Source organism: Aliiruegeria lutimaris (assembly GCF_900099935.1).
Taxonomy (GTDB): domain Bacteria; phylum Pseudomonadota; class Alphaproteobacteria; order Rhodobacterales; family Rhodobacteraceae; genus Tropicimonas; species Tropicimonas lutimaris.
The window spans coordinates 1-2,522 of sequence record NZ_FNEK01000166.1; the positions used below are offsets into that span (position 1 = coordinate 1).

The 2,522-nt window shown below is 58.5% G+C and carries 2 protein-coding genes and 1 pseudogene; 1 reads left to right on the forward strand and 2 read right to left on the reverse strand.

The window, feature by feature from the left end; all coding sequences use genetic code 11:
• Positions 1-102, reverse strand: a pseudogene (locus BLR85_RS28935) (IS5/IS1182 family transposase); the annotation flags it as partial.
• Between the two features lie 48 nt (positions 103-150).
• Between BLR85_RS28935 and BLR85_RS28115 the strand changes: the two are divergent.
• Positions 151-510, forward strand: a complete 360-nt coding sequence (locus BLR85_RS28115; protein WP_244520915.1) for a nitroreductase family protein — start codon at positions 151-153, stop codon at positions 508-510.
• Positions 511-717: 207 nt separating this feature from the next.
• On the opposite strand, the gene BLR85_RS28120 is transcribed toward BLR85_RS28115, so the two are convergent.
• The gene (locus BLR85_RS28120) at positions 718-2,070 is read right to left on the reverse strand and encodes a lipopolysaccharide biosynthesis protein (protein ID WP_093165179.1); all 1,353 of its coding nucleotides are present in this window, start codon (positions 2,068-2,070) and stop codon (positions 718-720) included.
• Between the last annotated feature and the right edge of the window lie 452 nt (positions 2,071-2,522).

Genomic DNA, 2,522 nt, shown 5'->3' on the forward strand with positions numbered 1-2,522 from the left:
CCCCTTTTTCAACCGCAGGCTCGACGCCGTGCGGTGGGCTTTCAGATAGGTCGCGTCAATCATGATCGCCTTGTGATCGGAATGCTCGGCAGCTAACCCTACCGGTTCCTCGTCTTCGATGACCCTGAAACAATTGCTGCGGTGGCCTCGTTGCCCTGGGGGACCGCTGGTTTCAAGCACAACATTCCGGTGATCGTGGTGGTCCTGGGGACCTTGGATGCGTTCTACAGCGAGCGCGACCGGCACGTGATCTACATCGACGGCTCCCTCGCTGCGATGTCCTTTTCCTATGCGCTGGAAACCCTCGGGTTGAGCTCCTGCATATTCAACTGGCCGGATATCGAGAAACACGAGAAGAGGGCTGAAAAAGTCCTGGGCCTAAAGGGATACGAGCGTCCCGTGATGTTCATGGGAGTGGGCTATCCGGACCCCGAAGCCATGGTCGCCTATTCCCAGAAGCGCCCGCTGGATGTCATGCGCGAGTACAACCCGCCGATCGATCAATCCTGATCCGTCACGTTGCGCCCCGTATCCTGGCCTGACGCAGGGACGACCTGCCGGGACGGTCAACGGCGTCCTTCCGATCAAACGGCTTTCATCGTTTAGGGGGCATTTTCTGCGTCTTTGAACTCGGTTCGCAAACGCAAGAGAGCCACCCTTTGGTGCCCTGTTCTGCCTGGATAGAGAGGCCGGCGAACACGGGCGATTCTCTCACGGTCATTCCGATATCCCTGCCGACAGATTCTGCTGCATTCGCACAGACTTCGCGAAGAAATAGACGCAGCCAGAGCACCAGATAAGGTTCGTAAGGACATGCAGACAGCTGGCAGCGACGATTCCGTAGGTGTTGACCGCCGGTACCAACGCGACAAAGAAAAACAGGCAGGCAGACAGGGTCACACTCAGGAGCGCCCCGTCCCGCCCGATGCTCAGAAGCGCGGAGTTCAGGATGGAACCGGTCATGAACAGCGATGCCGCGACGATCTGCAGGATCACCAGGGGCTGCGCCGCAATGAACTCCTGGCCGAAGGCCAGGCTGATGAACTGATCGCCCCAGATTACAAACACGGGGACAAGTATGACGGCGATTATTGCGAAAACGGTGCTGAAACGCAGGACCAACTTGACGATCCTGGCCCCTTCTCCGCGTTCCCAGAACTGGCTCAAGGCGGGGAATACGACGAACTGCATCGGCCGGGACAACCGGGTGGCCGCAAGCCCGACCCGCTTGGCAATCTGGTACAGGCCGATTTCCGCATATCCGACCACGCCCCCCAGAATGAAGACATCGAAGCGACGGGTCGAGTTGCGAGCCAGTACGTTCATATTGCTATTGAAAATGAAGGAAACGATGCGCGGATTCTCCCGCAGAAACTCCTTGAGCGGCAGCGAAAGAATGGGCCCTTCGACGTTGCGGCGCAGCACCCACCAAGCCACGCAGAACAAGACAACATGCTCGGCGATGGCGGTGAACATCGCCAGGTAGAAGAACGCCTCGAGTCCGGCTCCAGCCAGCCAGAGCACGCCGCTCAACAGGAAGCGCGTCAGCGCGACAGCCACGAGGATACGCGCGTAGAGATCAAACCGGGACGTCAACCTCAACACGGATATTGGCGTGGCTGAAACGAACGTGAACATGGCAAATACGAACAGTGCCATCATTCGGCGTTCATCTTCAGAGAAATTGAACCACCGGCTGGCAAGGTCGAGAGCCGCAAGCGCCAGGGTCGCCGCAAGTGCTGCGCCCAGAAAATCCATCAAGGTTCCGAACTTGATCAGCCTGCGGAAAGCCTCGTCATTGCCGGCTTCACGCGCACGGTTCCCGTAACGGATAATCGCCTGCGAGGGTTCGAATCTCAGGACCTGGTCAAGCGTGCGTGGATAGGCCTCGATCAGCGCCAGGACCCCGATTCCCACCGCGCCGAGCGCATGGGTCATGATCGCCAGCGTACCCAGACCGACACCGGCGATGATCACATTGGCCGAAAGAAGCAAACCGATATGGCTCAGAAGCCCTTCAAATGAGTCGCCAAGGCGGGCAAACCTGCTTCGAAAATTTGTTGCGCTCAAGTGCCGTCTCCACACAATACAGGCTTCACAGAAATTCTCCTGCAAGCTCGACGAAATAGGCCTCGATATTCGACCACCCGGCGCCGTCCTGACTGGCCCGGAAGCCCTTCGAATCGGCCGGATAGACGTCCCGCTCCCTGTCCCGGACATTGCCCGTCGTCAGAGGTTTTCGGAGAGCGCGAGGCGTTTTTTTCTTCGTAACGTGTGGTCCGATTCGCTTTCGCTTCAAGCGTATGCGGCGTCACTGGCGTGCTGCAAGCGGCATTTCCCCAGGCGATCTGCCCCGGCATCTACGCGGTTGCTTCGCGAACCGGATGCCCCTCGCCGGCATTGTCAGGTTGTTGACGTTTCTGGGTCGGGTTAGTCCACCGCCATGTTTAATATCGAAGACTTGTCGCGGATCAAAGGTTTCCGGTTCGCACGAAGCGTCATCGGATACGCGGTCTGGGCCT